This is a genomic window from Alkalibacterium sp. s-m-28, assembly GCF_054658175.1.
Window position 1 is genome coordinate 1 of record NZ_BAAGIQ010000284.1, and the last position, 424, is coordinate 424.

The window sequence follows — 424 nt, forward strand, 5'->3', positions numbered from 1 at the left end:
GGGTTTCATTTATATAATCACATGGGAAAGTAGGTTGCCGACCTAGTCGGTCGGCTAAACAACGTTTCCGTGAAAAGTTGAAGAAGCTTACTCGAAGAAATCGGCCAGGGAGTTTTAAAGACATTGTGACAGATATTAACCGAGTGACAGTAGGATGGATAAATTACTACAAAATTGCTTTTATGAAATCATTTATGATTGAAATTAAAGCATGGTTAAACCATCGGCTAAGACAAATCATTTGGAAGAGATGGAAGAAAGTCGCCACTCGGTATAAATGGTTGAAGAAACTCGGTATCGGTCATGACGATGCCCTTAAAACAGCAGCTAGCCGAAAGGCTTACTGGCGAATTTCACGAACTGAAATCATACACCGAGCATTAACAAATAAAAAGTTCGTAGAATGGGGATTAAGAGATTTAAT

The 424-nt window shown here is 38.7% G+C and carries 1 protein-coding gene; it reads left to right on the forward strand.

Features of this window, described 5'->3' with window-relative positions:
- Positions 1-77: 77 nt before the first annotated feature.
- Positions 78-424, forward strand: a 347-nt coding sequence (locus ACYQ4S_RS12340) for a group II intron maturase-specific domain-containing protein (protein ID WP_459771468.1), incomplete at its 3' end; no start/stop codon positions are given.